Below are 23,635 nucleotides of genomic sequence, written 5' to 3' on the forward strand. Positions count from 1 at the left end.
CATGAATGCAATTGCTGTAGCAGGGCCGGTGAGCGGGCGTCAACTGCACAAGTTTGGCGGCAGCAGTCTGGCGGATGTGAAGTGTTATCTGCGTGTGGCCGGGATTATGGCGGAATACAGCCAGCCGGGCGACATGATGGTGGTATCGGCCGCCGGCAGTACCACCAACCAGTTGATCAACTGGCTGAAGCTCAGCCAGAGCGATCGCCTGTCTGCGCACCAGGTGCAGCAGACGTTGCGTCGTTATCACAGCGATCTTATCAGCGGCCTGTTGCCGCCGGAAAGCGCCGAGCCGCTGATCGCCGAGTTCATTCAGGATCTGGAACGTCTGGCGGTGCTGCTGGACGGTAAAGCTGACGAGGTGTGCTATGCCGAAGTGGTCGGGCACGGCGAGATCTGGTCGGCGCGCCTGATGGCGGCGGTGCTCAACCACCTGGATATGCAGGCGGCCTGGCTGGATGCGCGTGATTTCCTGCGCGCCGAACGCGCCGCGCAGCCGCAGGTGGATGAAGGCCGTTCTTATCCGCTGCTGCAGCAATTGTTGGCTCAACATCCGGGCAAGCGCCTGGTGGTGACCGGCTTCATTTCGCGCAACGACGCCGGGGAAACCGTGCTGTTGGGGCGCAACGGCAGTGATTACTCTGCCACTCAGGTCGGCGCGTTGGCCGGCGCTGCGCGTGTCACCATCTGGAGCGACGTGGCCGGGGTATACAGCGCCGACCCGCGCAAGGTGAAAGACGCCTGCCTGCTGCCGCTGCTGCGCCTGGACGAAGCCAGCGAGCTGGCACGCCTGGCGGCACCGGTATTGCATACCCGCACCCTGCAGCCGGTCTCCGGCAGCGATATCGATCTTCAGCTGCGCTGCAGCTACCAGCCGGAGCAGGGCTCGACGCGCATCGAGCGCGTATTGGCGTCCGGCACCGGCGCCAAGATTGTCACCAGCCACGATGACGTGTGCCTGATTGAGCTGCACGTCGCCGCTCAGCATGACTTCAAACTGGCGCAGAAAGAGTTGGATCTGGTGCTCAAACGCGCGCAGATCAAACCGCTGGCGGTGGGCATCCATCCTGACCGCAATCGGGTGCAGCTGTGCTACACCTCCGAGGTGGTCAACAGCGCACTGGCGATCCTGCAGGCCTCGGCGCTGCCGGGTGAACTGCACCTGCGCGAAGGGTTGGCGCTGGTGGCGATGGTCGGCGCCGGGGTATGCAAGAACCCGCTGCACAGCCACCGTTTCTATCAGCAACTGAAAGATCAGCCGGTCGAATTTATCTGGCAGGCGGAAGATGGCATCAGCCTGGTGGCGGTATTGCGCCAGGGGCCGACCGCGCTGCTGATTCAGGGGCTGCACCAAAGCCTGTTCCGCGCCGAGAAGCGCATCGGTCTGGTGCTGTTCGGCAAGGGCAACATCGGGTCGCGCTGGCTGGAGCTGTTCGCCCGTGAGCAGACCAATATCTCCGCGCGCAGCGGTTTCGAATTTATCCTGGCGGGGGTGGTGGACAGCCGCCGCAGCCTGCTGAACTACGACGGGTTGGACGCCAGCCGTGCATTGGCGTTCTTTGAGGACGAGGCGCAGGAACTTGACGAAGAGTCGCTGTTCCTGTGGATGCGTGCGCACCCGTTCGACGATCTGGTGGTGCTTGACGTGACCGCCAGCGAAGAGCTGGCCGGGCAGTATCTGGATTTCGCCAGCCACGGTTTCCACGTGATCAGCGCCAACAAGCTGGCGGGCGCCTCGTGCAGCGATACCTATCGCCAAATTCGCGACGCCTTCGCCAAAACCGGCCGCCACTGGCTGTATAACGCCACCGTCGGCGCCGGGCTGCCGGTCAACCATACGGTGCGCGATCTGCGCGACAGCGGCGACAGCATTTTGGCGATCAGCGGCATCTTCTCCGGCACGCTTTCCTGGCTGTTCTTGCAGTATGACGGCACGGTGCCGTTCACCGAGCTGGTGGATCAGGCTTGGCAGCAGGGGCTGACCGAACCGGATCCGCGGGTCGATCTCTCCGGCCAGGACGTGATGCGCAAGCTGGTGATCCTGGCGCGCGAGGCGGGCTACGACATCGAACCGAACCAGGTGCGGGTCGAGTCGCTGGTGCCGGCGGGCTGCGAGCTGGGCTCCGTCGATCAGTTCTTCGAGAACGGTGAGGCGCTGAATCAGCAGATGCAGCAGCGCTTTGAGGCCGCCAGCGAAATGGGCCTGGTGCTGCGTCACGTGGCGCGTTTCGACGCCAACGGCAAGGCGCGGGTCGGTGTGGAGGCGGTGCGCCCTGAGCACCCGCTGGCCTCGCTGCTGCCGTGCGACAACGTGTTTGCCATCGAAAGCCGCTGGTATCGCGATAATCCGCTGGTGATCCGCGGGCCGGGCGCCGGCCGCGATGTGACCGCCGGCGCTATCCAGTCAGACCTTAACCGTTTGGCGCAGCTGCTTTAATCCTCTGCGGGCGCGGGCTCACCGCGCCCCTTTGCTTTTCCTGCCATACTTATCTTTGCCGCGATCATGAAATTCCCTCGTTGAGCGGGTGAGGATTAATCATCTTATTCCCCTCATTTTCCTGTTGACTCTTTAGCCAACATGCGGCATTTTCTATCTAGACGTCTAAACGTATAGACGCTCATCAAGATGAAATAAAAACAGTGATCGATAAAGAGGTGAGCAGGGTATGAGTTTTTTCCACGCAAACCAGCGGGAAGCGCTGAATCAGAGTCTGGCGGAGTTGAACGGCCAGATTAACGTATCATTCGAGTTCTTCCCGCCACGCACCAGCGAGATGGAAGAGACCCTGTGGCAGTCGATCGATCGTCTGAGCATCCTCAAACCTAAATTCGTTTCCGTCACCTACGGCGCCAATTCCGGCGAGCGCGATCGCACCCACAGCATCATCAAGGGGATCAAGGAGCGCACCGGCCTGGAGGCGGCGCCGCACCTGACCTGCATCGACGCCAGCCCGGCGCAGCTGCGCGACATTGCGACCGATTACTGGAACAGCGGCATCCGCCATATCGTGGCGCTGCGCGGCGATCTGCCGCCGGGCGGCGGCAAGCCGGACATGTACGCGACCGATCTGGTGGCGTTGCTGAAAGACGTGGGTGACTTCGACATTTCCGTCGCCGCCTACCCGGAAGTGCACCCGGAGGCGAAAAGCGCCCAGGCCGATTTGATTAACCTGAAACGCAAGATCGATGCCGGCGCCAGTCGCGCAATTACCCAGTTCTTCTTCGACGTTGAGAGCTATCTGCGCTTTCGCGACCGCTGCGTTGCCGCCGGTATCGATGTGGAAATCGTGCCGGGCATTCTGCCGGTGTCCAACTTCAAGCAGCTACAGCGCTTTGCCACCATGACCAACGTGCGGGTGCCAAGCTGGATGACCAGCATGTTCGAAGGGCTGGACGACGATGCGGAGACCCGCAAAATGGTCGGCGCCAACATCGCCATGGACATGGTGAAGATCCTGAGCCGCGAAGGGGTGAAAGATTTCCACTTCTATACGCTGAACCGTGCAGAGATGAGCTACGCGATCTGCCACACGCTGGGCGTGCGCCCGGTGGCCGCCGCCTGACAGGCTTGTTCCATTGAAAAAGGGCGTCGCTTTACCGCGGCGCCCTTTTTTTGTGGGGGAAAGGCATAAAAAAACGGCCCCGATAAACGGGGCCGCGATGAGGCTCACTAGCCGGTGTTGCGCATCCCGGCGGCGACGCCGGCGATGGTGACCATCAGCGCCTGCTCGACGCGGGCGTCCGGTTGCTCCTGCTGACGAGAACGGTGCAGCAGTTCAGCCTGCAAGACGTTCAGCGGGTCGGTGTAAACGTTGCGCAGCGCGATGGATTCAGCGATCCACGGCAGGTCTTCCATCAGGTGCGCATCGTTGGCGATGGTCAGCACCACCTTGATGTCGCTTTCCAGCTGATCGCGCAGCTGTTGACCCAGCGGCCACAGTGCTTTATCCACTAGGCGCTGATCGTAGTATTCCGCCAGCCACAGGTCGGCTTTGGCGAACACCATTTCCAGCATGGCGATACGGGTGGAGAAGAACGGCCAGTCGCGACACATCGCTTCCAGCTCCGCCTGTTTGCCGGCTTTCACCGCTTCCTGCAATCCGGCGCCGGCGCCGAGCCAGGCCGGCAGCATCAGGCGGTTCTGCGTCCAGGCGAAGATCCACGGAATGGCGCGCAGGCTCTCTACGCCGCCGTTCGGCTTGCGCTTGGCCGGGCGTGAACCCAGCGGCAGTTTGCCCAGCTCCAGCTCCGGCGTGGCCGCGCGGAAGTAAGGCACAAAGTCCGGGTTTTCACGCACGTAGCCGCGATACATCCGGCAGGAGGTCTCGGACAGGTCGTCCATCAGCGCCCGCCATTCTTTCTTCGGTTCCGGCGGCGGCAGCAGGTTGGCCTCGAGGATCGCGCCTGCATACAGCGCCAGGCTGCTGATGGTGACTTCCGGCAGGCCGAACTTGAAGCGGATCATCTCGCCCTGTTCGGTGACGCGCAGGCCGCCCTTCAAGCTGCCCGGCGGCTGAGACAGCAGCGCCGCATGCGCCGGTGCGCCGCCGCGGCCGATGGAGCCGCCGCGGCCGTGGAACAGCGTCAGCGCTACGCCGGCCTTTTCACAGGTTTTGATCAGCGCGTCCTGCGCGCGGTACTGCGCCCAGGAAGCGGCCATCACGCCGGCGTCTTTCGCCGAGTCGGAATAGCCGATCATCACCATCTGTTTGCCCTGGATGAAGCCGCGATACCAGTCGATGTTCAGCAACTGGGTCATCACGTCGTCGGCGTTGTTCAGGTCGTCGAGGGTTTCGAACAGCGGGGCGACCGGCAGCGCGAACGGGCAGCCGGCCTCCTTCAGCAGCAGGTGCACCGCCAACACGTCGGAAGGCGTGCGCGCCATCGAAATCACGTAGGCGGCGATCGAACCCTGCGGCGCTTCGGCGATCACCCGGCAGGTTTCCAGCACTTCCTGCGTATCGGCGCTCGGTTGCCATTTCAGCGGCACCAGCGGGCGTTTGGAGTTCAGTTCGCGGATCAGGAACGCCTGCTTATCGGCTTCCGACCAGCTTTCATAATCGCCCAGCCCCAGATAGCGGGTCAGCTCGGCGATGGCTTCGGTATGGCGGGTGCTTTCCTGGCGCACGTCGATACGCACCAGCGGCACGCCGAAGCAGCGCACGCGGCGCAGGGTATCCAGCAGTTGACCATTGGCGATGATGCCCATGCCGCAGGCCTGCAGCGACTGGTAGCAGGCATACAGCGGCTCCCACAGCTGCTCGTTGTTCACCAGCAGGTCGTGCGGTTTCAGCACGCGCTCGCCCTTCAGGCGACCTTCCAGATAGGCCTGGGAGCTCATCAGCTGGCTGCGCAGCTGCTTCATGATTTCGCGGTACGGTTCCTGCACTTCGTCACCGCCGGCGCGGGCGCGCAGCTCCGGGGTGCACTCGGTCATCGACAGCTCGGAGACCAGTACCTGAATATCGCGGGTAAACAGGTCGCAGGCTTTCCAGCGGCTGAGCAGCAGCACATGGCGGGTAATTTCGGCGGTGACGTTCGGGTTGCCGTCGCGATCGCCGCCCATCCAGGAAGTGAAGCGCACCGGCACCGCTTCTACCGGCAGGCTGTAATCGATGGAGTTTTCCAGCTGTTCGTTGAATTCGCGCAGGAACGCCGGCACGCCTTCCCACAGGCTGTTTTCCACGACGGCAAAACCCCATTTGGCTTCGTCGATCGGAGAAGGGCGGTGTTTGCGAATTTCATCGGTGTGCCACGACTGGGCTACCAGCTGACGCAGGCGGCGCATGATCTTGTTGCGCTCGTAGTCGGCCAGATCGTTGTGATCGAGCTGGCTGAGGCAGGTGTTGACCTCCACCAGCTTGTGGATCAGGGTGCGGCGGGTGATCTCCGTCGGGTGCGCCGTCAGCACCAGCTCGATGGAGAGTTGCGACACGGCGTGCTGCAGCTCTTTATCGCTGAGCTTTCTGTCTTTGAGGCGGCTGAACAATTGAGCCAGCGCTTCCGGATTGCTGGCGGCTTCGCCGTTGGGCGAAATGCTGTGGTACTGCTCGGCGACGTTGGTCAGGTTGAGGAACTGGCTGAAGGCGCGCGCCACCGGCAGCAGCTCGTCGTTGGACAGGTTCTGCAGGGTGGAGAGCAGCTCCTGGCGATGCGCTTCGTTGCCGGCGCGTGAGGATTTGGAAAGCTTACGGATGGTCTCAACGCGATCGAGAATATGCTCGCCCAGCGCTTCTTTGATGGTATCGCCGAGCAATTTGCCGAGCATACTGACATTACTGCGCATTGCCGAATATTGTTCGTTCATATAACCCCTGACCCAGTTCTGTATGATTTTTATCTTGTAAATAAATTTCACGCGTCAGGCGCAGACCGCCTGCCTGATCACATCGCGTTCCTGTCCAATCGTCAATTGACACTATTTTTAGCAAAAAAACATCAAAATCGGCGCATTTTCTGAAATTTAATTACGCCGCGTGGGTTATCAGCGTGGCTTATTTCGCTGCCTTCTACTTATTTTGAGTTAGGGGAAGCATAAAGCATTTCCCCTGCTAAATGTCGGGTTTATTGCTGGCAAAAGTGATTGATCAGCTGGCCCAACAGTTTGCGCGTCGGTTCGATAAACGCGGTGTCGATGTATTCGTCCGGCTGGTGGGCCTGATCGATGGAACCGGGGCCGAGCACCAACGTCGGGCAGACCTGCTGAACGAACGGCGCTTCGGTGCAGTAGTTGACCACCTGCGTGCGGGTGCCCAGCAGTTCCTCGATCACTGCCACCATGCGGTGGTCGGTCGGGCATTCGTAGCCCGGTACCGACGCGTGCAGCTCTTCGATGGTCAGGCGGCCCGGCCAGCGTTGGCTCACCGGCTCCAATGCCTGATGCATCAGTTCGTTGATGTTGTCGAGCGTCATGCCGGGCAGCGGGCGGATATCCAGGTGCAGTTCGCAACAGGCGCAGATGCGGTTGGCCGCGTCGCCGCCGCTGATATGGCCGAAGTTCATGGTGGGATAAGGCACGGCGAACGCCGGATTGTTGTAGCGCTCCTGCAGGGTCTTGCGCAGCTCCATCAGGCGGCCGATGGACTCGTGCATCAGATCGATGGCGTTGACGCCGCGCGCCGGATCGCTGGAGTGGCCGGACTGGCCGACGATGCGAATGGCGTTGGCCATGTGGCCCTTGTGCGCGCGCACCGGCTGCAGCGAGGTCGGCTCACCGATGATGGCGAAATCTGGACGAATGGCGGTAGAGGCGGCGAAGTAACGCGCGCCGGCCATCGTCGTTTCTTCATCTGCGGTGGCTAAAATGTACAGCGGCTTGGTCAATTTGCTCGCGTCGATATCGCGCACCGCATCCAGAATAAAGGCGAAGAAGCCTTTCATGTCGGCGGTGCCTAGCCCGTAGAGCTTGTTGTCGTGCTCGGTCAGGGTGAAGGGATCGCGCGTCCAGCGGCCTTCGTCGTAAGGCACCGTATCGGTGTGGCCGGCCAGCAGCAGGCCGCCGCTGCCTTCGCCGATGCTGGCCAGCAGGTTGAATTTGTGGCGCGACTCCGGCACCGGCTGTACGTCGACGCGAAAGCCCAGGTCGGCAAACCATCCGGCCAGCAAGTTGATTAACGCCTCATTGCTCTGATCGAGGCCGGCATCGGTGGCGCTGATTGACGGAGTGGCGATCAACGCCCGGTACAGCTCAATAAATGGAGGTAATTTCATCTTCACTGTTGACAGCCTTTGGTTAGGATAGTATCAATATTCATGCATTTATTTTGAATAAAAATACAGTAAGCCGACGCGTAAGGGAACCCGATACCCGGATGTTTATAAAAGCATCAACGCCTGGCTCCGTGGGTGAACGGCGCAACAACGCTGGCTAGCCCTGTTACCTGGGTCGCAAGCGACCGCACGTCAGTTTAGAAGGTGAAAGGCCACATGTTGAATACGCTGATCGTTGGTGCCAGCGGTTACGCCGGAGCGGAGCTCACGGCTTACCTGAATCGCCACCCACACATGAACATAACCGCTTTAGCGGTTTCAGCGCAAAGTGCAGATGCAGGAAAGTTGCTTTCCGATCTCCATCCCCAGTTGAAAGGCATCGTCGATCTGCCGCTGCAACCGTTGACCGACGTTGCCAAGGCGGCGCAGGGCATCGACGTGGTGTTCCTCGCCACCGCCCATGAAGTCAGCCACGATATCGCACCGGCCTTCCTGGCGGCGGGCTGCGTGGTGTTCGATCTGTCCGGCGCCTTCCGCGTGCAGGACGCCGGTTTTTATAGCCAGTACTACGGTTTCGAGCATCAGCATGGCGCCCTGCTGGAGCAGGCGGTGTACGGCCTGGCGGAGTGGCAGAGCGACAAGATCAAACAGGCGCAGCTGATCGCGGTGCCGGGCTGTTACCCGACGGCGGCGCAGCTGGCGCTGAAACCGCTGATCGAAAAACAGTTGCTGAATCTGGATCAGTGGCCGGTGATCAACGCCACCAGCGGCGTTAGCGGCGCCGGGCGCAAGGCCAGCATGACCACCAGCTTCTGCGAAGTGAGCCTGCAGCCGTACGGTATCTTCACTCACCGGCACCAGCCGGAGATCGCCGCGCACCTGGGCGTGCCGGTTATCTTTACGCCGCACCTGGGCAACTTCCCGCGCGGCATCCTTGAAACCATCACCTGCCGCCTGAAAGCCGGCGTGACCGCGCAGGACGTCGCGGCCGCCTATCATGCCGCCTATGACGACAAGCCGCTGGTGCGGTTGTACGACCAGGGCGTGCCGGCGCTGAAAGCGGTGGTGGGGTTGCCGTTCTGCGATATCGGTTTTGCGGTGCAGGGCGAGCATCTGATCGCCGTCGCGGTGGAAGACAACCTGCTGAAAGGCGCGGCGGCGCAGGCGGTGCAATGCCTGAATATCCGTTTCGGCTTCCCGGAAACCCAGTCACTCCTTTAAACCAGCGTGAGTAAACAGCAATGAACCCGTTAATTATCAAGTTAGGTGGCGTGTTATTAGACAGTGAAGAAGCGCTGGAGCGTCTGTTTACCGCGCTGGACAGCTACCGCCAGCAGCATCAGCGTCCGCTGGTGATCGTGCACGGCGGCGGCTGCGTGGTGGACGAACTGATGAAGCAGCTCGCTTTGCCGGTGGTGAAAAAGAACGGCCTGCGGGTCACGCCGGCCGATCAGATCGACATCATCACCGGCGCGCTGGCCGGCACCGCCAACAAAACGCTGCTGGCGTGGGCGATTAAACATCAAATCAACGCCGTCGGCCTGAGCCTGGCGGACGGCGGCAGCGCGGTCGTGACCCCGCTCGATCCGGCATTGGGCCACGTCGGCAACGCGCAGCCCGGTTCGCCCGCGCTGCTCAATACCCTGCTGGGCGCCGGCTACCTGCCGGTTATCAGCTCCATCGGCATCACCGCCGAAGGGCAGTTAATGAACGTGAACGCCGATCAGGCGGCGACGGCGCTGGCGGCGACGCTGGGGGCGGACCTGATCCTGCTGTCGGACGTCAGCGGCATCCTCGACGGCAAGGGGCAACGCATTGCGGAAATGACGGCGCAAAAAGCGGAACAACTGATCGCGCAAGGCATCATCACCGATGGTATGGTGGTGAAGGTGAATGCGGCGCTCGACGCCGCCCGCACCCTCGGCCGCCCGGTGGATATCGCCAGCTGGCGCCATGCCGATCAGCTTCCTGCTTTGTTTAACGGCGTGTCGATTGGCACCCGGATCCTCGCTTAATTTTAGAATTAGAAAGGAATAGATCATGCAAAACCAAGGCATCAAAAAAATCGTTCTGGCGTACTCCGGCGGCCTGGATACCTCGGCCATCATTCCATGGCTGAAAGAGAACTACGGCGGCTGTGAAGTGGTGGCGTTCGTGGCGGACATCGGCCAGGAGCGCAGCGATCTGGAAGGCGTGGAGCAAAAAGCCCTGCAGTCCGGTGCCTCTGAATGTCACGTGGTCGATCTGCGTGAAGAATTTATCCGCGATTACGTTTATCCGGTGCTACAGACCGGCGCCCTGTACGAGGGCAGCTACCTGCTGGGTACCTCGATGGCGCGGCCGATCATCGCCAAGGCGCAGGTCGAGCTGGCGTTGAAAGTGGGCGCCGATGCGCTGTGCCACGGCGCGACCGGCAAAGGCAACGACCAGGTGCGTTTCGAGACCACCTACACCGCGCTGGCGCCGCAGCTGAAAGTGGTGGCGCCGTGGCGCGAGTGGAACCTGCGTTCCCGTGAAGCGCTGCTGGATTACCTGAAAGAGCGCAACATCCCGACCACCGCGTCGCTGGAAAAAATCTATAGCCGCGATGAGAACGCCTGGCACATCTCCACCGAAGGCGGCGTGCTGGAAAGCCCGTGGAATGCGCCGAACAAAGATTGTTGGGTATGGACCGTCGATCCGCAGGAAGCGCCGGATCAGCCTGAGCAGGTGACCGTCACCGTTGAGAAAGGCCGCGTCGTGGCGGTTAACGGGAAAGCGCTGTCGCCGTACCAGTGCCTGGAAACCTTGAACGCGCTAGGCGCCAAACACGGCGTCGGCCGGATCGACATCGTGGAAAACCGCCTGGTGGGCATCAAATCCCGCGGCTGTTATGAAACCCCAGGGGGCACCATCATGGTGGCGGCGCTGCGCGCCGTCGAGCAGCTGGTGCTGGATCGCGACAGCTTCAAATGGCGCGAGCAGCTGGGCCTGGAGATGTCCTATGTGGTGTACGACGGCCGTTGGTTCGCGCCGCTGCGCCGCTCGCTGCAGGCCTCTGCCGAAGCATTGGCTGAAGAGGTGAACGGCGAAGTCGTGCTGCAGCTGTACAAAGGTCAGGTGACGGCGATTCAGAAGAAATCCGCCAACAGCCTGTACTCCGAAGAGTTCGCCACCTTCGGCGAAGACGAAGTTTACGATCACAGCCACGCGGGCGGCTTTATCCGCCTGTTCTCTCTGTCTTCACGCATCCGCGCGTTGAACGAGAAAAAGAATAAATAACCGATTGGCGTGACTCTGCAAGGGCGCAGCATGCTGCGCCCTTTCGCATAAAAATTCAGGAGTAAAGGTATGGCACTTTGGGGCGGACGGTTCACTCAGGCGGCGGATCAGCGGTTCAAGCAACTCAATGATTCGCTGCGGTTCGATTATCGCCTGGCGGAGCAGGATATCGTGGGCTCGGTGGCCTGGTCGAAGGCGCTGGTGACCGTTAACGTGTTGACGGCAACGGAGCAACAGCTGCTGGAGCAGGCGCTGAATGCACTACTGACGGAAGTCCAGGCCGATCCTTTGGCGATAGTCCAAAGCGATGCCGAAGACATCCACAGCTGGGTGGAGCAGAAGCTGATCGAGAAGGTCGGCGATTTGGGCAAGAAGCTGCACACTGGCCGCAGCCGCAACGATCAGGTCGCGACCGATCTGAAGCTGTGGTGCAAACAGCAGATCGGCGATCTGCATCAGGCGATCGTCCAGCTGCAGCAGGCGCTGGTGGAGACCGCCGAAGCCAATCAGGATGCGGTGATGCCGGGGTATACCCACCTGCAACGCGCGCAGCCGGTGACTTTCGCGCACTGGTGCCTGGCCTATGTCGAGATGCTGGCGCGCGATGAGAGCCGACTGCAGGATACCCTGAAACGGCTGGACGTCAGCCCGCTGGGCAGCGGCGCGCTGGCCGGCACTGCGTATCCTATCGATCGCGAGCAACTGGCCGGCTGGCTGGGCTTCGCCTCGGCGACCCGCAACAGCCTGGACAGCGTATCCGATCGCGATCACGTGCTGGAGTTGCTGTCCAACGCCGCCATCAGCATGGTGCACCTGTCTCGCTTCGCCGAAGATCTGATCTTCTTCAACAGCGGCGAAGCGGCGTTTGTCGAGCTGTCTGACCGCGTGACCTCCGGCTCTTCGCTGATGCCGCAGAAGAAAAACCCGGACGCGCTGGAGCTGATCCGCGGCAAGTGCGGCCGCGTACAGGGCGCGCTGACCGGCATGATGATGACGCTGAAAGGCCTGCCGCTGGCGTACAACAAAGACATGCAGGAAGACAAAGAAGGGCTGTTCGACGCGCTCGACACCTGGATGGACTGCCTGCAGATGGCGGCGCTGGTGCTGGACGGCATTCAGGTGAAGCGCCCGCGCTGTCAGGAAGCGGCGGAGCAGGGCTATGCCAACGCCACCGAGCTGGCGGATTACCTGGTCGCCAAGGGCGTGCCGTTCCGCGAAGCGCACCATATCGTCGGTGAGGCGGTGGTAGAGGCGATTCGCCAGGGCAAACCGCTGGAAGCGCTGCCGTTGGCGGATTTGCAGCAGTTCAGCGCGACGATTGGCGACGACGTCTATCCGATCCTGGCGTTGCAATCCTGCCTGGACAAACGTGCGGCCAAAGGCGGCGTCGCGCCGCAGCAGGTGGCCGCGGCAATCGCCGCAGCGAAACAGCGTTTAGCTTGAGGACGATAAGGGCGGCCTGGTGCCGCCCTTGCACCTCTACCCCGCGAGGCGTGCGCACAGATAACGGTTCAGGCTCACGCCTTCCTCCATCGCGCCGATCGCCAGCCGGCGATGCTGTTCCGGCGTCATGCGTAACACCAGTTTTCCGCTGAAGTTCTTTTCCGCCAGCGCCTGCGGCGGCGTTTCACCTTGCGCCAGCATGTCGGCGATCGTTTCGCTCACGACTTTTTCGATACCCTCCAGTGCGCCGGTACGCGTGGCGGCCAGCCAGGACAGCGAGGGGAATTCGGCGCACAGCCCGACATATTCACGATCTTCCGCTGACCAGGTGATGCGATAGGTATAGTGTTCATGCTTTTCCATGTTCTTCCTCCATTCTGGCCAGTGCGGCGATGACCTGCTTAACCTGATATGCCTTGGCCGCGCCGTTGTTGCCGCGTTGGATATTGATGCGCGGATCGCCTGGCCAGGGCATGCGATAAACGTGATGGCTGCTACCGTTTATGCGCGGCGGCCCAAACCATCGCACGCAGACTTTCGCTAACTCGGCGAATTTGATGCTGTTCTGCCGCTGTTGCAAATCAGCGATGTCATCCCTGATCTCGTTCATGCCGCCTCCATTTTAGTATCGTTATTGGTATCAATTCAATGCCAAAGCATAAAAAATGAGCGCGGGCGGGCCGTGAGGCAAGCGGAGGGAGGAAATTGTGGAAAGTGCTGCGCAAAAAAACCGGGCCTGAAGGCCCGGTGGATATAAACGGAGAATAAGAGGTTACTCACCCGGACAGCGCTGGCAGCGCTCGATTTCGGCCGTGCCGAGTTTGAGCTTCGCCTGCAGGTCGCGCAGCGCAGTGCGCAAGCCTTCTTCGATCACCGGATGATAGAACGGCATGTCCAGCATCTGATCGACGGTCATCTGCTGTTGGTGCGCCCAGGCTAACAGGTGCGCAATGTGTTCGGCGTCGGGGCCGATCATTTCCGCGCCGAGGAAACGGCCGGTACCTTGCTCGCCGTAGACGTGCAAAATGCCCTTATTGCGCAGCATCACCCGCGAGCGGCCCTGATTCTCAAACGAGACTTTGCCCACTTCAAAGCAGCCGCAGGCGCTGAACTTCTCGCTCAGCTCGCGGAAAGTCGAGCCGACCATGGCGATCTGCGGATCGGAGAACACCACCGAAATCGCGCTGCGGCGCAGACCTGGATTGATCTCAGGGAAGCTGCCGGCGTTGGCGCCGGCGATGCGCGCCTGATCGCTGGCCTCGTGCAACAGCGGCAGCTGGTTGCTGGCGTCGCCGGCGATAAAGATATGCGGCACGCTGGTTTGCATCGTCAGGCGGTCGGCCAGCGGCACGCCTCGAGCGTCGAGCTGCAGGTCGGTGTTTTCGAGACCCAGCCGATCGACGTTGGGGCGGCGGCCGGTGGCGGCCAGCACGTAGTCCACCAGGATCTCCTGCGACTGGCCCTGCAGATCCTGATAGCGGATAAATACGCGGTCGCCTTCGCGCTGCATCATCTCCACTTTCACGTCGGCGTCGAGGTAGAACTCTTCTCCCAACGCCTTCGCAGCGTAATCGCGCACGGCGCTGTCGGTCAGCGGCCCGACGGCGCCGCCGATGCCGAAGACCTTGGTGTCGACGCCGAGGCGGTGCAGCGCTTGCCCCAGCTCCAGCCCGATGACGCCGGGGCCGAATACCGCCACGGACTGCGGCAAGTCATCCCAGTTGAACAGATCGTCGTTGACGATCAGGCGATCGCCCAGTTCGTTCCACGGCGCCGGCCAGCTGGGGCGAGAGCCGGTGGCGATCACGATGCGCTGCGCCACGATGCGCGTATGGTCATCGACCTGCAGCGTGTTGTCGTCGATAAAGCGGGCATAGCCCTGAATTTTGTCGGCGGCCGGGATCTCGTCCACGCCTTCCAGCACGAAGCCGACGAAACGATCGCGTTCGCGTTTGACGCGCGCCATCACCTCGCGTCCGTCGATACGCGTTTTGCCGGTTGGGTGCACGCCAAAGCCCGGCGCGCGTTCGATTTGATGCACCGCTTCGGCGGCGGCGATCAATAATTTGGATGGCATGCAGCCAACGCGCGCACAGGTGGTGCCGTAAGGCCCGCCTTCAATCATCACCACGCTGGGGGTAGACAGTTTGGCCGCGCGATAGGCGCCGAGCCCTGCGGTGCCGCCGCCGATGACCGCAACATCAACGTTCAACAGTTTCATATCCGCTCCTGAAAGGTAAAAAAAGGGCGGGCCGTAGCCCGCCAAAGTTCACGTTGGCTTTGTTATTACTTATTAAGCTGACAGGAAAGTTTCCAGATCGTCGCTGCCGCCAATGTGACGGCCGCCGATGAACACCTGCGGCACCGTGGCGCGGCCGCTGACGGCGCGCAGGCTGACGGTGGTGGCGTCTTTGCCCAGGACGATCTCTTCATACTGAATGCCGCGCTCTTGCAGCATCTGTTTGGCTTTGGCGCAGAATGGGCAACCCGGTTTGGTGAACAGGGAGACCGATTCCTGCACTTTGAATTCCGGCGCCAGGTATTTCAGCATGGTGTCGGCGTCGGACACTTCAAACGGGTCGCCCGGCTTGTTCGGCTCGACGAACATTTTCTCGACCACGCCGTTGCGCACCAGCATCGAGTAGCGCCATGAACGAGGGCCAAAGCCCAGGTCCGCTTTCTCGACCAGCATGTTCATGCCTTTGGTGAATTCACCGTTGCCGTCCGGCACGAAGGTGATGTTTTCCGCATGTTGGTCGGCTTTCCAGGCGTTCATCACGAAGGTGTCGTTCACGGAGACGCAAAGAATGCTGTCGACGCCGTGCTGCTTGAATACGCTGGACAGTTCGTTGTAGCGCGGCAGGTGGCTCGAAGAACAGGTCGGCGTGAACGCGCCCGGCAGCGAGAAAACAATGACGGTTTTGTTTTTGAATAGGTCATCAGTGGTCACATCAATCCATTGGTCGCCCTGACGGGTGTGGAAAGTAACCTGAGGAACTTTCTTGCCTTCTTGACTGGTAAACATTGATTAACCCCTTAATTAGGAAAAGTAATTTTTAGCATTTAGCGCGATATCGCTTCGTTGGGACACATTATTGTCGCTGGGGCTTGATAGATCTAATCGCTCATTGCTATCTTATCTATCGCCATGAGCTATCATGGAATGGAGGGAAACAATGAATATTCGTGATTTAGAGTATCTGGTCGCCTTGGCCGAGCACCGGCACTTCCGCCGCGCGGCCGATTCATGCCATGTAAGCCAACCCACGCTGAGCGGGCAGATCCGCAAGCTGGAAGACGAGTTGGGCGTCATGCTGCTCGAACGCACCAGCCGCAAGGTACTGTTCACCCAGGCGGGCCTGTTGCTGGTGGAGCAGGCGCGTACCGTGCTGCGCGAAGTGAAAGTGTTGAAGGAGATGGCCAGCCAGCAGGGCGAGGCCATGTCCGGGCCGCTGCACATCGGTCTGATCCCGACCGTGGGGCCTTATCTGCTGCCGCAGATCATCCCGACGCTGCACAAAACCTTCCCGAAACTGGAAATGTACCTGCACGAAGCGCAAACCCACCAACTGCTGGCGCAACTCGACAGCGGCAAGCTGGACTGCGCCATTCTGGCGCTGGTGAAGGAAACCGAGGCGTTTATCGAAGTGCCTCTGTTCGATGAACCGATGAAGCTAGCGGTGTATTCCGATCACCCGTGGGCGCAGCGCGAGCGCGTGGCGATGCCGGATTTGGCGGGAGAGAAGCTGCTGATGCTGGAAGATGGCCACTGCCTGCGCGATCAGGCGATGGGCTTCTGCTTCCAGGCGGGCGCGGACGAGGATACCCACTTCCGCGCCACCAGTCTGGAAACGCTGCGCAATATGGTCGCGGCCGGCAGCGGCATTACCCTGCTGCCGTCCCTGGCGGTGCCGCCGCAGCGCGAGCGCGATGGCGTCTGCTATCTGGATTGCTACAAGCCGGAGCCGAAGCGCACCATCGCGTTGGTGTATCGCCCCGGTTCCCCACTGCGCAGCCGTTATGAGCAGTTGGCCGAAGCGATCCGCGAGCACATGCAGGGCTACATCGACAACGCGTTAAAACAGGCGGTTTAAGCCGTTAAGCGCTGCCACCCGGTAGGCTTCGGCCATGGTCGGATAGTTGAAGGTCGTATTAACGAAATACTCGATAGTATTGCCTTCACCTTTCTGTTCCATGATCGCCTGACCGATGTGGATGATCTCCGCCGCACGTTCGCCGAAGCAGTGGATCCCGAGGATCTGCAGGGTGTCGCGATGGAACAGGATCTTCAGGCTGCCGACGTTCATCCCGGCGATCTGCGCACGCGCCAGATGTTTGAACTGGGCGCGGCCCACTTCATACGGCACCTTCATCGCCGTCAGTTCCTGCTCGGTTTTGCCGACGGAGCTGATTTCCGGAATGGTGTAGATGCCGGTCGGGATATCTTCGATTAAGTGACCGCTGGCTTCACCGGAGGCGATCGCCTGCGCGGCGATGCGGCCCTGATCGTAGGCGGCGGAAGCCAGACTCGGATAGCCGATGACGTCACCGACCGCATAAATGTGCGACAGCGCGGTTTGATACATGCTGTTCACTTTCAGCAGCCCGCGGCTGTCCGACTCCAGGCCGACGTTCTCCAACCCTAACGAATCGGTATTACCGGTACGGCCGTTGGCGTACAGCAGGCAGTCCGCTTTCACCTTCTTGCCGGACTTCAGGTGCACGATCACGCCGTCTTCGGTGCCTTCGATCTTCTCGAACTCTTCGTTGTGGCGGATCACCACCCCGTTGTTCCAGAAGTGGTAAGAGAGCGAATCCGACATCTCCTGATCGAGGAACGCCAGCAGGCGGTCGCGGGTGTTGATCAGATCGACCTTGACGTTCAGGCCGCGGAAGATGGACGCATACTCGCAGCCGATCACCCCGGCGCCGTAAATGATCACGTGGCGTGGCTCATGGCTCAGCTCGAGAATGGAATCGCTGTCGTAGATGCGCGGATGGTTGAAATCGACGCTGGCCGGATGGTAAGGGCGCGAGCCGCAGGCGATCACGATGTGATCGGCGCGGATGGTGTCCTGGGTGCCGTCCATGTAGCTGACGCTGACGGTGTTGGCGTCGATGAAGCGCGCGTCGCCGGCGAACAGTTTGCACTGGTTCCGCTCATAGAACCCTTGGCGCATGCGGGTCTGCTGGCTGATGACGTTATCGGCGTGGCGTAAAATGTCAGGGAAGGTCGCGCTGAGCGTGCGCGAGTTGTTGTAAAGCGGGTTCTGGTTGAATTCGATAATGCGGCTGACGGCGTGGCGGAGGGCTTTGGAAGGGATGGTGCCCCAGTGGGTACATCCGCCGCCTACGTTGTTGTACCGCTCGATAACGGCCACGCGGGCGCCCTGTTTCACCAGCCCCATGGCGGCACCTTCACCACCAGGGCCCGAGCCAATCACAATGGCATCAAATTGATAGTGCTGTTGCATGTAGGAGAGACCTGTTTTTTTATACAAGATTACAACGGTATCTTAACATCATAGCGCTGCTCACCCAATCACCATTAGGCTTTTTGAGTCAAAGCACAATCGGCTCAGGGCGGAAGTGTGATAGAGCGCGTTAGTATAAATGCTGTTGCAATAAAATTTGCTATATTGCCGAGTCTAGGGCGTTAGACTGAGAAAATGGAACCTATCCGGATATGCATATGGGCGTCAGAGCACAACAAAAAGAACGGACTCGTCGTTCCCTGATCGAAGCCGCTTTCAGCCAGCTGAGCGCCGAACGCAGCTTCGCCAGCCTGAGCCTGCGGGAAGTTTCACGCGAGGCGGGCATTGCGCCCACGTCGTTTTATCGCCATTTCCGCGATGTGGACGAGTTGGGGCTGACCATGGTGGACGAAAGCGGCCTGATGTTGCGTCAGTTGATGCGCCAGGCGCGCCAACGCATCGCCAAAGGTGGCAGCGTGATCCGCACCTCGGTATCCACCTTTATGGAATTTATCGGCAACAACCCGAACGCCTTCCGCCTGCTGCTGCGTGAGCGCTCTGGCACGTCGGCGGCATTCCGTGCGGCAGTGGCGCGCGAGATCCAGCATTTCATCGCTGAACTGGCGGACTACCTCGAATTGGAAAACCACATGCCGCGCAGTTTTACCGAAGCGCAGGCGGAAGCGATGGTCACCATCGTGTTCAGCGCCGGCGCGGAAGCGCTGGATATCGACGTCGAGCAGCGGCAGCAGCTGGAAGAACGGCTGGTGCTGCAGCTACGGATGATCTCCAAAGGGGCGTATTACTGGTATCGTCGCGAACAAGAAAAAGCTTCTGTGTCCCACGTATAAAAAAGGTAAAAAATGATGGAAAAACCAGGCCGTGAAAATGGCACCTTACTGCTGGCGTTAATTGCCGGCCTTTCGATCAACGGTTCCTTTGCTGCGCTGTTCAGCTCGGTGGTGCCGTTTTCGATCTTCCCGCTGATCGCGTTGGTGCTGGCGGTGTACTGCCTGCATCAGCGTTACCTGAACCGCGCCATGCCGGACGGCATGCCGAAGCTGGCGGCGGCCTGTTTCCTGCTGGGGCTGTTGCTGTACAGCGCCATCGTGCGCGCCGAGTATCCGCAGATCGGCTCCAACTTCCTGCCGTCGGTGATCTGCGTGGCGCTGGTGCTGTGGATCGGCATGAAACTGAAGGCGCGTAAGGCGCCGGATGCGCCGACTCAAGAATCGTAATGAAACGGGGCGCCATCATGGCGCCCCTGTCATATCAGCGGTGCTTTTCCAGCAACACGCCGCATTCCATGTGATGGGTATAAGGGAACTGATCGAACAGCGCCAGACGGCTGACCCGGTGGGTGGCCTGCAGCGTTTCCAGGTTGGCGCACAGCGTTTCCGGATTGCATGAAATATACAGAATGCGCGGGTAAGCCTGCACCATCTTCACCGTTTCATCGTCCAGCCCGCTGCGCGGCGGATCGACGAAAATCGTCTCGCAGTTGTAGCCGCTCAGATCGATGCCTTTCAACCGGTTGAATTCGCGTACTCCATTCATCGCCTGAGTGAAGTCTTCCGCCGCCATGCGGATGATCTGCACGTTGTCGATATGGTTGGCGGCGATGTTGTACTGCGCCGCCGCCACCGACGGTTTGGCGATCTCGGTCGCCAGCACGCGCTCGAAATTGCGCGCCAGCGCCAGCGAGAAGTTGCCATTGCCGCAGTACAGCTCCAGCAAATCGCCTTTGGAACCGGCGGTAACCGCCAACGCCCACTCCAGCATCTGCACGTTCATGGCCGCGTTGGGCTGCGTGAAGCTGTTTTCCACCTGACGATAGATCATGTCGCGGCCGGCGACCGGCAGCACTTCGTCAACATAATCCTGGTCGAGCATGATCTTGGTCTTCGACGCCCGGCCGATCAGCTGCAGGTCGAAACCCTGAGCGCGCAGCTCGTCGCGCAGCTGCTCGGCTCGCTGTTGCCAAACGTCATCCAGCTTGCGGTGATACAGCAGCGAAGCGATGATTTTGCCGCTTCGCGTCGACAGATAATCGATCTGGAACAGCTTGTGGCGCAGGATCGGCTCCGGTTTCAGCGCGGCGATCAGGGCGGTCATCAGGCGGTTGATCAGCTCGCTGGCCGCCGGGAACTGGTCGACGCGAATACGCTGCTTGGTCTGTTGATCGAACATGATGTGATACATGTCATCCGCGTCGTGCCAGATGCGGAATTCGGCGCGCATGCGGTAATGGTCGACTGGCGAGCGGAACACTTCCGGCTCGGGCGCCGCGAACGGTGACATCAACGTCTTCAGGCGGGCGACTTTCTCCGCCAGTTGGTCATCGTAACGTTCAATAGGCAAATTCTCGGGCGTCATGTGTGTCTTCTCGTCAGGCAAATTTGATCAGCGGGGATTGTAGGGAATCAGCCCGTGAAGTCCAGTTTTGTCGCGTTTATTATTTGTAACATTAGTAGCAGTCTAGACATCTATTTTCATTGATCGTAGCATTGCCGTCCGGCCTCAAGCAGCGAGTGAAAAGGGAATCCGGTGTGAATCCGGAGCTGACGCGCAGCGGTAAGGGGAAGTCACGGCGATAGCGTTTCGACGCAGACACTGTCCACTGCAGGATGGGAAGTCATCGCCCGTTGCTGGTCGCGCCCCGCGGCCCGCAAATCCCAAGCCCGAAGACCTGCCGGTGTTACGTCGCAATGTCCGTGGCCGTCGCGAACTACCGGCCATGATCCTGCGGCATCCGCCAATTAAGTTTGGATGCTTTTCTCATGACAATTACAAAAAATACGCTGCTGGCGGTGGTCTCCTCCGTCACGGCTTTTTCTGGATGGGCGCAAGACAACACCACAGCCAAGAATGGCGATAACCTGGTGGTGACCGCCAACCGTTTCCCGCAGCCGGTTTCTTCTGTGCTGGCACCGACTTCCATCGTCACCCGTAACGATATCGATCGCTGGCAGGCCAAGAGCCTGACCGACGTGATGCGCCGCTTGCCAGGCGTGGACGTTGGCCAAAACGGTGGATTGGGACAAAAGAGCTCGCTGTTTATTCGCGGCACCAACTCCAGCCATGTGCTGGTGCTAATTGACGGCATTCGCCTTAATCAGGCGGGCGTCAGTGGTTCTTCCGATCTCAGCCAAATCCCGATTTCGCTGGTGCAGAAAGTCGAATACATTCGCGGCCCGCGCTCGGCGGTGTACGGCTCCGATGCCATCGGCGGCGTGGTCAACATTATTACCACCCGCGAAAAGAACGGCACGACGCTCTCAGCCGGCGTCGGCTCCAACGGCTATCAATCCTATGACGCGTCGACCCAACAACAACTGGGTGACAGCACCGTGGCGACGGTGGCGGGGAATTACACCTATACCAAAGGGTATGACGTGGTGGCTGAAGGTAATACCAGTATTCCTCAGCCCGATCGCGACGGCTTTATGAGCAAATTGCTCTACGGCGCATTGCAGCACCAATTTAACGAGCAAATCAGCGGTTTTGTGCGTGGTTATGGTTACGATAATCGTACAGGCTACGATGGATTCTATTCTTACGATAAAGACTTCAATATTACCGGCCTGCCCGATACCCGTAAGCTGTACAGCCAAACATGGGACACGGGGTTGCGCTATCAGGAAGGGATTTACGCCACGCAGCTCGTGGGGAGTTACAGCCACAGCAAAGACTACAATTACGATCCGCGCAAAGGCCAGTATGCGATCTCCTCCAGTTTGGATGATTCGGAACAGTACAATCTGCAGTGGGGCAACACGTTCAAGGTTGCCCAAGGCACCATTAGTGCGGGCGCAGATTGGCAGGATCAACAAATCAAACCGGGTACCGCGTCCGTCAGCAGCGAGAGAAGCCAGCGCAATACTGGCATCTATCTGACTGGGCAACAGTTGGTGGGACCGGTGACGCTGGAGGCTGCTGCGCGTGGCGACGACAACTCGGAGTTCGGTTGGCACGGCACCTGGCAAACCAGTGCAGCCTGGGAATTCATCGAGGGGTATCGTTTCATTGCCTCTTACGGTACCGCGTTCAAAGCGCCAAACATGAACCAGTTGTTTAGTACCACTTACGGCAACAATAATTTGAAACCGGAAGAAAGCAAGCAATGGGAAGGCGGTTTTGAAGGCTTGACCGGGCCTGTGACCTGGCGTATTTCCGGTTATCGCAATGACATTGATAATCTTATCGACAGCGATCCGGTGAGTTACCGCTATTATAATATCGGTAAGGCGACCATTAAAGGTGTAGAGGCCACGGCTTCTTTTGAAACCGGCCCGCTGACGCATCAGATTGGTTACGATTATGTCGACCCACGCAATGCTAAAACCAACGAAGTGCTGCTGCGCCGCGCTAAACAGCAGGTGAAATACGAGCTGGATTGGCAACTGTACGACTTTGATTGGGCAGTGACCTATCAATACCTGGGTGAGCGCTACGACAAGGATTATGGCGTTTATCCTAGCCCGACGGTTAAACTCGGCGGCGTGAGCCTGTGGGATCTCGCAGTTTCGTATCCGGTCACATCTCATCTGACAGTTCGTGGTAGAATTGCCAACCTGTTTGATAAAGATTATGAGACGGCCTATGGCTACGCTACTCCAGGAAGAGAATACTACCTCACTGGAAGCTATACCTTCTAACAGCACCGCCACACCTCGCCCGACGGTGCTGGTTTTTGATTCCGGCGTCGGCGGGTTGTCGGTGTATCAGGAGGTTCGGCAGTTGCTGCCGGATCTCCACTATATATACGCTTTCGACAACGTGGCGTTCCCCTACGGCGAGAAGTCCGAAGAGTTTATCGTTGAGCGCGTGCTGGAAATTGTCGGCGCGGTACAGCAACGTCATCCTCTGGCGATTGTCGTCATTGCCTGCAACACCGCCAGCACCGTTTCCTTGCCGGCCTTGCGCGAGCGTTTCAGTTTCCCTGTCGTGGGCGTGGTGCCCGCCATCAAACCGGCGGCCCGCCTTACCGTTAACGGCATTGTCGGCCTGTTGGCGACCCGCGGCACCGTACAGCGCAGCTACACCCACGAACTGATTTCCCGTTTCGCCACCGACTGCAAGATTGAACTGCTGGGCTCTTCAGAGCTGGTGGAGCTGGCGGAGGCCAAGCTCCATGGCGAAGCCGTGCCGCTGCCGGTGCTGAAGAAGATCCTGCATCCGTGGCTGAGCATGCGCGAGCCGCCGGATACCGTCGTGCTGGGCTGCACCCATTTCCCTCTATTAGCTGAAGAGTTGATGCAGGTGTTGCCGGAAGGCACCCGGCTGGTGGATTCCGGCGCGGCGATTGCCCGCCGCACCGCCTGGCTCATCTCAACGCAGGAAAATCTGGTCTCGAGCCAGGAAGAGAATCTGGCGTATTGCATGGCGTTAAATGAAGATACTGACGCTTTATTGCCCGTTTTGCAGGGTTATGGCTTTAAATCGTTGAAAAAACTGCCGCTTTAACGGTGTTTTGGTTAAACATTCAACGGTCGGAAAAAATATTGAAAATAGGGGTTGCGGCCTGCCGAGAACTCCCTATAATGCGCCTCCACTGACCGGGAACAACGACTGACAAGCCGCCGGGTCAGCGAGAAGAAAGCGAAATAAACGCTTGACTCTCAGGGTGAAAAGCGTAATATACGCAGCCCGCGCCGATGAGTTTCTCGGCACTGCTCTTTAACAATTTATCAGACAATCTGTGTGGGCACTCCACAAGACGATATCCAGCATCTTCGGATGCAAAA

The 23,635-nt window shown here is 59.8% G+C and carries 19 protein-coding genes and 1 riboswitch; of the genes, 11 read left to right on the top strand and 8 right to left on the bottom strand.

The features are described from left to right. Nucleotide 1: 1 nt before the first annotated feature. Both ACJ8J5_RS23515 and metF read left to right on the top strand, forming a co-directional pair. Nucleotides 2-2,437: a bifunctional aspartate kinase/homoserine dehydrogenase II gene (locus ACJ8J5_RS23515; protein WP_049205323.1), complete on the top strand. Its 2,436-nt coding sequence runs from the start codon at nucleotides 2-4 to the stop codon at nucleotides 2,435-2,437. Nucleotides 2,438-2,666: 229 nt separating this feature from the next. Continuing rightward, the gene (gene metF, locus ACJ8J5_RS23520; RefSeq protein ID WP_004931071.1) at nucleotides 2,667-3,563 is read left to right on the top strand and encodes a methylenetetrahydrofolate reductase; all 897 of its coding nucleotides are present in this window, start codon (nucleotides 2,667-2,669) and stop codon (nucleotides 3,561-3,563) included. A 107-nt stretch (nucleotides 3,564-3,670) separates the two neighbouring features. Here metF and ppc read toward each other — a convergent pair whose 3' ends face one another. Then, nucleotides 3,671-6,307: a phosphoenolpyruvate carboxylase gene (gene ppc, locus ACJ8J5_RS23525; RefSeq protein ID WP_049205361.1), complete on the bottom strand. Its 2,637-nt coding sequence runs from the start codon at nucleotides 6,305-6,307 to the stop codon at nucleotides 3,671-3,673. Between the two features lie 257 nt (nucleotides 6,308-6,564). After that, entirely contained in the window at nucleotides 6,565-7,710 is a 1,146-nt protein-coding gene (gene argE, locus ACJ8J5_RS23530) for an acetylornithine deacetylase (protein WP_038630012.1), read from the bottom strand. 216 nt (nucleotides 7,711-7,926) lie between these two features. On the opposite strand from argE, the gene argC reads away from it, so the two are divergent. From argC to argH, 4 genes are all read left to right on the top strand, one after another. Continuing rightward, entirely contained in the window at nucleotides 7,927-8,931 is a 1,005-nt protein-coding gene (gene argC, locus ACJ8J5_RS23535) for an N-acetyl-gamma-glutamyl-phosphate reductase (protein WP_025304655.1), read from the top strand. A 20-nt stretch (nucleotides 8,932-8,951) separates the two neighbouring features. Next, nucleotides 8,952-9,725: an acetylglutamate kinase gene (gene argB, locus ACJ8J5_RS23540; protein ID WP_016929723.1), complete on the top strand. Its 774-nt coding sequence runs from the start codon at nucleotides 8,952-8,954 to the stop codon at nucleotides 9,723-9,725. 25 nt (nucleotides 9,726-9,750) lie between these two features. Beyond that, the gene (locus tag ACJ8J5_RS23545) at nucleotides 9,751-10,971 is read left to right on the top strand and encodes an argininosuccinate synthase (protein ID WP_033649897.1); all 1,221 of its coding nucleotides are present in this window, start codon (nucleotides 9,751-9,753) and stop codon (nucleotides 10,969-10,971) included. 69 nt (nucleotides 10,972-11,040) lie between these two features. Next, nucleotides 11,041-12,414: an argininosuccinate lyase gene (argH, locus tag ACJ8J5_RS23550; RefSeq protein WP_147823563.1), complete on the top strand. Its 1,374-nt coding sequence runs from the start codon at nucleotides 11,041-11,043 to the stop codon at nucleotides 12,412-12,414. 36 nt (nucleotides 12,415-12,450) lie between these two features. Here argH and ACJ8J5_RS23555 read toward each other — a convergent pair whose 3' ends face one another. The 4 genes from ACJ8J5_RS23555 to ACJ8J5_RS23570 all read right to left on the bottom strand — a co-directional run bounded on the left by ACJ8J5_RS23555 (nucleotide 12,451) and on the right by ACJ8J5_RS23570 (nucleotide 15,439). Further along, nucleotides 12,451-12,777, bottom strand: a complete 327-nt coding sequence (locus ACJ8J5_RS23555) for a type II toxin-antitoxin system HicB family antitoxin (protein WP_019452249.1) — start codon at nucleotides 12,775-12,777, stop codon at nucleotides 12,451-12,453. Further along, nucleotides 12,764-13,024, bottom strand: a complete 261-nt coding sequence (locus ACJ8J5_RS23560; RefSeq protein ID WP_025304653.1) for a hypothetical protein — start codon at nucleotides 13,022-13,024, stop codon at nucleotides 12,764-12,766. The genes ACJ8J5_RS23555 and ACJ8J5_RS23560 overlap by 14 nt, the downstream gene beginning before the upstream one ends. Before the next feature lie 162 nt (nucleotides 13,025-13,186). Next, on the bottom strand, nucleotides 13,187-14,635 hold the full coding sequence (locus tag ACJ8J5_RS23565; protein ID WP_049205311.1) for a dihydrolipoyl dehydrogenase: 1,449 nt from the start codon (nucleotides 14,633-14,635) through the stop codon (nucleotides 13,187-13,189). A gap of 72 nt (nucleotides 14,636-14,707) precedes the next feature. After that, nucleotides 14,708-15,439 (bottom strand): glutathione peroxidase, encoded by a 732-nt coding sequence (locus tag ACJ8J5_RS23570; protein ID WP_015379403.1) that lies wholly within the window; start codon nucleotides 15,437-15,439, stop codon nucleotides 14,708-14,710. 151 nt (nucleotides 15,440-15,590) lie between these two features. Here ACJ8J5_RS23570 and oxyR point away from each other — a divergent pair, with 151 nt between their 5' ends. Then, complete coding sequence (gene oxyR / locus ACJ8J5_RS23575; RefSeq protein WP_025304651.1) at nucleotides 15,591-16,508, top strand: DNA-binding transcriptional regulator OxyR; 918 nt, start codon at nucleotides 15,591-15,593, stop codon at nucleotides 16,506-16,508. On the opposite strand, the gene sthA is transcribed toward oxyR, so the two are convergent. Continuing rightward, complete coding sequence (gene sthA, locus ACJ8J5_RS23580; protein WP_004931047.1) at nucleotides 16,491-17,888, bottom strand: Si-specific NAD(P)(+) transhydrogenase; 1,398 nt, start codon at nucleotides 17,886-17,888, stop codon at nucleotides 16,491-16,493. The genes oxyR and sthA overlap by 18 nt on opposite strands. Before the next feature lie 218 nt (nucleotides 17,889-18,106). On the opposite strand from sthA, the gene fabR reads away from it, so the two are divergent. After that, a complete protein-coding gene (gene fabR / locus ACJ8J5_RS23585; RefSeq protein WP_004931044.1) occupies nucleotides 18,107-18,739 on the top strand; it encodes an HTH-type transcriptional repressor FabR in 633 nt (210 codons plus the stop codon). A gap of 15 nt (nucleotides 18,740-18,754) precedes the next feature. Further along, complete coding sequence (locus ACJ8J5_RS23590; RefSeq protein ID WP_025304650.1) at nucleotides 18,755-19,126, top strand: YijD family membrane protein; 372 nt, start codon at nucleotides 18,755-18,757, stop codon at nucleotides 19,124-19,126. A gap of 34 nt (nucleotides 19,127-19,160) precedes the next feature. Here the strand turns inward: ACJ8J5_RS23590 and trmA are convergent, their stop codons facing one another. After that, complete coding sequence (gene trmA / locus ACJ8J5_RS23595; RefSeq protein ID WP_033645222.1) at nucleotides 19,161-20,264, bottom strand: tRNA (uridine(54)-C5)-methyltransferase TrmA; 1,104 nt, start codon at nucleotides 20,262-20,264, stop codon at nucleotides 19,161-19,163. Between the two features lie 115 nt (nucleotides 20,265-20,379). Continuing rightward, nucleotides 20,380-20,599, top strand: a riboswitch (cobalamin riboswitch). A gap of 69 nt (nucleotides 20,600-20,668) precedes the next feature. On the opposite strand from trmA, the gene btuB reads away from it, so the two are divergent. Both btuB and murI read left to right on the top strand, forming a co-directional pair. Next, on the top strand, nucleotides 20,669-22,546 hold the full coding sequence (btuB, locus tag ACJ8J5_RS23600) for a TonB-dependent vitamin B12 receptor BtuB (protein WP_025304648.1): 1,878 nt from the start codon (nucleotides 20,669-20,671) through the stop codon (nucleotides 22,544-22,546). Next, nucleotides 22,491-23,354: a glutamate racemase gene (gene murI, locus ACJ8J5_RS23605; protein WP_049205307.1), complete on the top strand. Its 864-nt coding sequence runs from the start codon at nucleotides 22,491-22,493 to the stop codon at nucleotides 23,352-23,354. The genes btuB and murI overlap by 56 nt, the downstream gene beginning before the upstream one ends. Nucleotides 23,355-23,635 lie beyond the last annotated feature (281 nt).

Source organism: Serratia sp. CY43202 (assembly GCF_052168755.1).
Lineage (GTDB): Bacteria > Pseudomonadota > Gammaproteobacteria > Enterobacterales > Enterobacteriaceae > Serratia > Serratia bockelmannii.

Coding starts and splice junctions, on each gene's coding strand:
- argB (WP_016929723.1), top strand. CDS start 8,952: ATGAACCCGTTAATTATCAAGTTAGGTGGCGTGTTATTAGACAGTGAA.
- ACJ8J5_RS23555 (WP_019452249.1), bottom strand. CDS start 12,777: ATGGAAAAGCATGAACACTATACCTATCGCATCACCTGGTCAGCGGAA.
- sthA (WP_004931047.1), bottom strand. CDS start 17,888: ATGCAACAGCACTATCAATTTGATGCCATTGTGATTGGCTCGGGCCCT.
- argC (WP_025304655.1), top strand. CDS start 7,927: ATGTTGAATACGCTGATCGTTGGTGCCAGCGGTTACGCCGGAGCGGAG.
- argH (WP_147823563.1), top strand. CDS start 11,041: ATGGCACTTTGGGGCGGACGGTTCACTCAGGCGGCGGATCAGCGGTTC.
- ACJ8J5_RS23565 (WP_049205311.1), bottom strand. CDS start 14,635: ATGAAACTGTTGAACGTTGATGTTGCGGTCATCGGCGGCGGCACCGCA.
- ACJ8J5_RS23545 (WP_033649897.1), top strand. CDS start 9,751: ATGCAAAACCAAGGCATCAAAAAAATCGTTCTGGCGTACTCCGGCGGC.
- ACJ8J5_RS23560 (WP_025304653.1), bottom strand. CDS start 13,024: ATGAACGAGATCAGGGATGACATCGCTGATTTGCAACAGCGGCAGAAC.
- argE (WP_038630012.1), bottom strand. CDS start 7,710: ATGAAATTACCTCCATTTATTGAGCTGTACCGGGCGTTGATCGCCACT.
- ppc (WP_049205361.1), bottom strand. CDS start 6,307: ATGAACGAACAATATTCGGCAATGCGCAGTAATGTCAGTATGCTCGGC.
- btuB (WP_025304648.1), top strand. CDS start 20,669: ATGACAATTACAAAAAATACGCTGCTGGCGGTGGTCTCCTCCGTCACG.
- murI (WP_049205307.1), top strand. CDS start 22,491: ATGGCTACGCTACTCCAGGAAGAGAATACTACCTCACTGGAAGCTATA.
- ACJ8J5_RS23515 (WP_049205323.1), top strand. CDS start 2: ATGAATGCAATTGCTGTAGCAGGGCCGGTGAGCGGGCGTCAACTGCAC.
- ACJ8J5_RS23590 (WP_025304650.1), top strand. CDS start 18,755: ATGGAAAAACCAGGCCGTGAAAATGGCACCTTACTGCTGGCGTTAATT.
- fabR (WP_004931044.1), top strand. CDS start 18,107: ATGGGCGTCAGAGCACAACAAAAAGAACGGACTCGTCGTTCCCTGATC.
- metF (WP_004931071.1), top strand. CDS start 2,667: ATGAGTTTTTTCCACGCAAACCAGCGGGAAGCGCTGAATCAGAGTCTG.
- ACJ8J5_RS23570 (WP_015379403.1), bottom strand. CDS start 15,439: ATGTTTACCAGTCAAGAAGGCAAGAAAGTTCCTCAGGTTACTTTCCAC.
- oxyR (WP_025304651.1), top strand. CDS start 15,591: ATGAATATTCGTGATTTAGAGTATCTGGTCGCCTTGGCCGAGCACCGG.
- trmA (WP_033645222.1), bottom strand. CDS start 20,264: ATGACGCCCGAGAATTTGCCTATTGAACGTTACGATGACCAACTGGCG.